Annotated in this window: 3 protein-coding genes and 1 pseudogene; all 4 read left to right on the plus strand. The window is 49.5% G+C overall.

Features of this window, described 5'->3' with window-relative positions:
- Nucleotides 1-6: 6 nt before the first annotated feature.
- Nucleotides 7-876 carry a nitrate ABC transporter permease gene (ntrB, locus tag QUA38_RS03465; RefSeq protein WP_333159214.1) on the plus strand — a complete coding sequence of 290 codons (870 nt, stop codon included), beginning with the start codon at nt 7-9 and terminating at the stop codon, nt 874-876.
- A gap of 153 nt (nt 877-1,029) precedes the next feature.
- Nucleotides 1,030-3,054, plus strand: a complete 2,025-nt coding sequence (locus tag QUA38_RS03470) for a nitrate ABC transporter ATP-binding protein (protein WP_333159216.1) — start codon at nt 1,030-1,032, stop codon at nt 3,052-3,054.
- A 142-nt stretch (nt 3,055-3,196) separates the two neighbouring features.
- Nucleotides 3,197-4,027 (plus strand): annotated as a pseudogene (locus QUA38_RS29255) (ABC transporter ATP-binding protein); the annotation flags it as partial.
- 1,284 nt (nt 4,028-5,311) lie between these two features.
- Nucleotides 5,312-6,123: molybdopterin-dependent oxidoreductase (locus QUA38_RS03480; RefSeq protein WP_333159220.1), on the plus strand; the 812-nt coding region annotated here is incomplete at its 3' end.

The raw sequence follows: 6,123 nt of genomic DNA on the forward strand, positions 1-6,123 counted from the left end.
AGAAAAATGGCAACAAACCTCGCTGTTACTAAAAGCAAAAATCCAGTAAATTTCGTTCTGGAGCACGTTCAAAAAAACCGCCGAAAAATCATCCGCCCGCTGGTAGCAATTACAGTTCTGCTCATAATCTGGCAAATCCTCTGCCACAGTCCAGAGTCCAGCTTGCCGGGGCCAATCAAAGCTGTCCAAGAAAGCTGGAATCTGATTATCAACCCTTTCTTCGACAACGGCGGTACAGACAAAGGCTTGTTCTGGCAAATTTTGGCTAGCTTGCAGCGGGTGGCGATCGGCTTTACTTTGGCAGCAGTTCTCGGCATCAGTTTAGGTATCCTGATCGGCACAAACTCCTTAATGTTCGATGCTTTAGACCCGCTGTTTCAAGTATTCAGAACTATCCCGCCCCTGGCTTGGCTGCCGATCGCCCTGGCTGTATTTCAACAGTTCAATCCCTTTGAAGGCATGGGGGTGAAAGCTAACGAAGTTTCAGCACTATTCGTAATCTTAATTACAGCAATTTGGCCGATTCTCATTAACACCACAGTAGGCGTTCAACAAATACCCCAAGACTACAGAAACGTCGCCCGCGTCTTGCGTCTCCCTAACCAAAAATACTTCTGGAAAATCCTGCTTCCCTCTTCAGTTCCTTACATTTTCACTGGCTTGAGAATTGGTATCGGTTTGTCTTGGCTGGCGATCGTAGCTGCGGAAATGTTAGTCGGCGGCGTCGGCATCGGCTTCTTCATCTGGGACGCTTACAACAGTTCTCGACTCAGTGCAGTGATTCTAGCAGTGCTTTATGTAGGAATTGTTGGTTTAATTTTAGACAGAATCGTTGGTTTTATCGCTTCCAAAGTTGTTCCGGAAGAACAGAAATAGAATTTGGGCATCGGGCGTGGCGAATAGGGAATGGGGCATGGTTGCCAACTACAAACTGGTAGAAATTAGTTGTAAATTAATGCCCAATGCCTAATGCCCAAGGCCCAATTAATAATCAGCATCATACAAATTACAAACTAACCTAAAATTACCATGTCAGTATTTGTTGAAGTAGACCACGTTGACCGCGTATTTAACTTGCCCAATGGAGAGCAATACATCGCTCTTAAAAATATCGAGCTGAAAATTAAAAAAGGAGAATTCATCACCTTAATTGGGCACTCTGGCTGCGGCAAATCTACGCTACTAAATATCATCGCGGGCCTTGACAAAGCAAGTCAGGGCGGGATTACTTTAGAAGGGCGTGAAGTCCGCGATCCAGGCCCGGACAGAATGGTGGTGTTTCAAAATTACTCGCTGCTACCTTGGCTGACGGTGCGCGAAAATATTGCCCTAGCAGTAAATGAAATTTACAGCGGTAACTCTAAAGAAGATCGCGAGTTGGTGATCGAACACCACATTAAATTGGTCGGACTCGGACACGCCGCCGACAAACGCCCCAGCGAAATTTCTGGGGGGATGAAACAAAGAGTTGCGATCGCCCGTGCCCTGGCGATTCGCCCGAAATTGCTGCTGCTAGACGAACCCTTCGGAGCCCTCGATGCTTTAACTCGCGGCGGTTTGCAAGACCAGTTGATGAAAATTTGCGAGGAAAGCAAAGTCACCAGCGTGATGGTAACTCACGACGTGGATGAGGCTTTATTGCTGAGCGATCGCATTGTGATGCTCACCAACGGCCCGGAAGCCCAAATCGGGCAAATCCTCGAAGTGAACATTCCCCGCCCCCGCAAGCGCATGGAAGTTGTCAACCATCCGAGTTACTACGCGCTGCGTAACGAAATGGTTTACTTCCTCAACCAGCAAAAGCGGGTCAAACAGCGCCGGGCCAAACAACAGCCGCCTGTCATCGCCCGCAACGGCCTGGAAAAAATCAACCTCGACATCGGCTTTATTCCCCTCACCGACTGCGCCCCCTTAGTAGTAGCTAAAGAAAAAGGATTTTTCAAAGCCCACGGCTTGGAAGAAGTTTCTCTCAGCCGCGAACCTAGCTGGAAAGCGATCGCCAAAGGAGTCGCCGAAGGACGGCTGGACGCGGCGCAAATGGTCGCAGGAATGCCGATCGGTATGCTGTTGGGGCTCGACGGTGAAGCCCCTGTACCCGTCTGTAGCGCCCTCACGCTGTCTCGCAACGGCAATTCGATTATTTTCAGCAAAGACCTTTACAGACAAGGCATTCGGACATTAGAGGATTTCAAAGCTGCGATCGCCAAGAGTCCCGATAAAGTTCACACCTTGGGAACGGTACACTCGGCCTCCATGCACAATCTGCTGTTCCGCTACTGGCTGGCCGCCGGCGACATCGACCCCGACCTCGACGTGGGCTTGACCGTGATTCCGCCCCCGCAGATGGTATCGAATTTAAAAGCAGGCAACATTGACGGCTACTGCTCAGGCGACCCCTGGAACTCCCACGCAGTCAACAGCGGTACGGGTTTTGTCATGGCTCGTTCCCTCGATCTTCTGCCCGGACACATCGAAAAAGTTCTCGGTGTTACCGAAGATTGGGCTCAGAAATATCCTCAAACCCACCTCGCCCTCGTTAAAGCGCTTTTGGAAGCCTGCGACTACTGCGACGACCGCCGCAACCGCGAAGAAGTCCTAGAATTGATCAGCCAAGAACAATACATCGGCGCCGATCCCAAAGACATCCGTCCGGGGTTCCTCGACCCGTACAACTCCGGTACGGAGGCAGAACCCGAAATGCTCTACAACTTCAACCAGTTCTACGTTGACAAAACCAATGCTCCAGACCGCCTAGAAATGGTGTGGGTGATGGCGCAGATGGCTCGCTGGGGACTGATCCCGTTCCCGAAAAACTGGGTTGAAGTGGTCGATCGAGTTTTGCGTCCCGATGTTTTTGGTCAAGCAGTGCGCGAATTGGGTTTGCCGGATATTGCCAGAGATCGCCGGACGATTGAGCTATTTGACGGCACTGTGTTTAATCTCGACGACCCGATCCAGTATCTTCAGAATGTCAAAATTAAGCGCGCCGTCCGCATTGAAGAAATTTTAATTGAACAAATAGGCAGTCAATGTTCCATCAAACTGCCAGCATAACCAGCAAATAGGAAGAGGGAATGAGGAGCAAGAAATCAGGAAACAAGACTCCACATTTCCGCTTCCTAACTCCGTAATTTCAAATTCTCAATCGAAAGTTGTCATGTCTAATTCCCCGACCCAAAATCCAAATCCTGAAAGTATGCAAATTCTCACAACCCCCCAAACAACCCAAATTCAAACGCCCAAGCCAGGCTTTCTTACTATTAAAGACGTATCGAAAGTCTACGAAACTCCTAAAGGCCCTTACGTCGTTCTCGACGGTGTAAACCTGACTATAAATGAAGGCGAATTTATTTGTTTGATCGGTCACTCGGGCTGCGGCAAATCAACTTTGCTGAATATGATTGCGGGATTCAACGGGCCAACAAACGGAGAAGTGGCTCTGGAAGGTTCGCAGATTACTGAACCAGGTCCCGATCGCATGGTGGTATTTCAAAACTACTCTTTGCTACCGTGGCTGACTGCTACTGAAAATATTCACCTCGGCGTTGAAAATGTTTACCCGGAAAAGTCCGCAGACGAACACAATACGATCGTCAAGGAACACTTGGAATTAGTGGGGCTGACCGAAGCTTGTAACAAAAGACCGGGCCAATTGTCCGGGGGGATGAAACAGCGGGTGGCGATCGCCAGAGCTCTGGCAACTCGTCCCAAACTGTTGATTTTGGACGAACCTTTCGGAGCTCTAGACCCGATTACCAGAGAAGAGTTGCAGGAAGAATTGCTGAAAATTTGGCGGAAGGAAAAAATTACCGTCATTATGATTACTCACGATATTGATGAGGCTTTGTTTTTGGCCGATCGCATCGTGATGATGACCAACGGGCCTGCTGCTTCCATCGGCGAAGATATGCACGTTCCCTTCAGCCGTCCCCGCAACCGGGCGCGGATTATGGAAGACCCGAAATACTACGAACTGCGTAACTTTGCTTTGGAGTTCCTGTTTTCTCGCTACGCGCACCACGAAGAAGGTGAAGCAACGGACTCGGAGACAGAAGCCGTCGCGCTACCGATGCCATTACCTGCTAGCAAAAAGCCTGCGCTTGCGGAGACTGCTAACAAGCCGATCGCCACTGCGCCTTTTGTGCATCACGCTGCCGAAGCCCCAGAAGCCTCGCCAAAAAAACGCGGTATCCTGGCTGCGGCGTGGTTGTTAGGAATGGCTACTTTAGCCGCAGTCAATATGTCTGCTGTTTCCAGCCAGCTAAAGCAAGCGAAACTAGCAGAAACTGCACCTCCGGCGGCGACTGCGGCGGCGGTTGTGAGTTCTCCCCCCAGCCCGCAAATCGCAGCAAGTTCGATCGCCCCGAATGCTAGCCCTGCACCCATCGCTGCTGAGAGCCCTGCACCCATCGCTGCTGCAAGTCCTGCACCCATCGTTGCTGCCAGCCCTGCACCCATCGCTGCTGCAAGTCCTGCGCCCATCGCTGCTGAAAGTCCTGCACCCATCGCTGCTGAAAGTCCTGCACCCATCGCTGCTGGAAGCCCTGCACCCATCGCTGCTGAAAGTCCTGCACCCATTGATGCTGCCGCTAACAGCGTCGCGCCCAATGCAGCAACCACGGCCACATCAGAGATTTCTGACCAAGCCGAACTCGATGCGATCGGAAAGCAGTTGTATGCACAAATCGACCAAACCTGGAGAACAACTCCGACATTTACCGAAAGCTTGACTTATCGGGTCAAAGTAAAACAAAACGGCGATATCCTACAGTTCGATCCCACAAATAAAGCAGCTAAAGATTTCGTCAAAGAAACTCCTCTGCCTGTTTTGCAAACTCCTGCCGGTGCAGCAGCAGGCGCTGAAAAAACTGCTGAGTTCCAAGTAACTTTTAGCCCCACCAACGGTGGCGTATTTGAAGTTAAATCAGGGAAGTAGGCGACATAATAGTCCCGCACTAAATCTCACATTGCTATCAACAACTAGGTCAAAAGTAGTACCGACGCGCTGTTTGAACTCTGAAAAAATTTATCCTAGCTCCCCCTAGCTGGGGGTGACAAGATGTATGTCTGGAGTACCTCTATTTGAGAGGGAGTGAGGAGCAGCGAGCCACGGGCTAAAAGGGATATCAATCGCGAGCTTTAGTAAGAGAGCGGGTAATTTTAAATCAGGGTATTGTCGGTTTCTGGGAAGCATATATGCGGAAATTTAGTAATTATTCTCACGTTATTTGCAGGAGCCCTCAGTTCCGACTATAATAACGAATTACGAATTACCCATTAGCTTTCAAAAATTAGCATCTAAAATCACCAGATGGAAACTATAAAAACTCTTTGCCCATACTGCGGTGTAGGTTGCGGTCTAGAAGTTGTTCCCGACAAAAAACAAAGTTGGAAAGTCCGGGGCGATCGCAATCACCCATCGAGTCAGGGCATGGTTTGTATTAAGGGAGCAACCGTAGCAGAGTCCATTCGGAGCGATCGGCTACTGTATCCGATGATGCGAGATACTCTCGACCAACCGTTCCGCCGCGCTAGCTGGGACGAAGCTCTCGATGCAATTGTTAACCGCATCCAAACAATTCGCAGCACCAGCGGCCCCGATGCTTTGTGCATTTATGGTTCGGGTCAATTCGTTACAGAAGATTATTATGTTGCCCAGAAACTAATGAAAGGTTGTCTGGGTAGTAATAATTTTGATGCTAATTCTCGCTTGTGTATGTCTTCAGCAGTCTCTGGATACGTTCAAAGTTTTGGCTCGGACGGGCCACCTTGCTGTTACGACGATTTAGAACTAACAGATTGCGCTTTTATTATCGGTAGCAATGCAGCGGAATGCCATCCGATTGTATTCAATCGATTAGCAAAATACCACAAAAAAAATCCAAATGTCAAGATGATTGTGGTAGATCCAAGGCGGACTCCGACTGCTGAAGCGGCGGATTTGCACTTAGCAATTAAACCGGGTACGGATATAGATTTGCTTAACGGAATTGCATACTTGCTGTTAGGCAGGGAAGCAATAGATCCTGAGTTTATTCAAGAATGTACGGCGAATTTTTCAGCTTTTGCTGAGGTTATTAGCAGCTACACGCCGGAGTTTGTAGCCTCGCGCTGCGGCATTAC

The sequence above is a fragment of the Microcoleus sp. Pol12B4 genome (assembly GCF_036701385.1).
GTDB lineage: Bacteria > Cyanobacteriota > Cyanobacteriia > Cyanobacteriales > Microcoleaceae > Microcoleus.

Excerpts from the sequence above, each read along its gene's own strand:
- ntrB (WP_333159214.1), top strand. The coding sequence starts at position 7 with ATGGCAACAAACCTCGCTGTTACTAAAAGCAAAAATCCAGTAAATTTC.
- QUA38_RS03470 (WP_333159216.1), top strand. The coding sequence starts at position 1,030 with ATGTCAGTATTTGTTGAAGTAGACCACGTTGACCGCGTATTTAACTTG.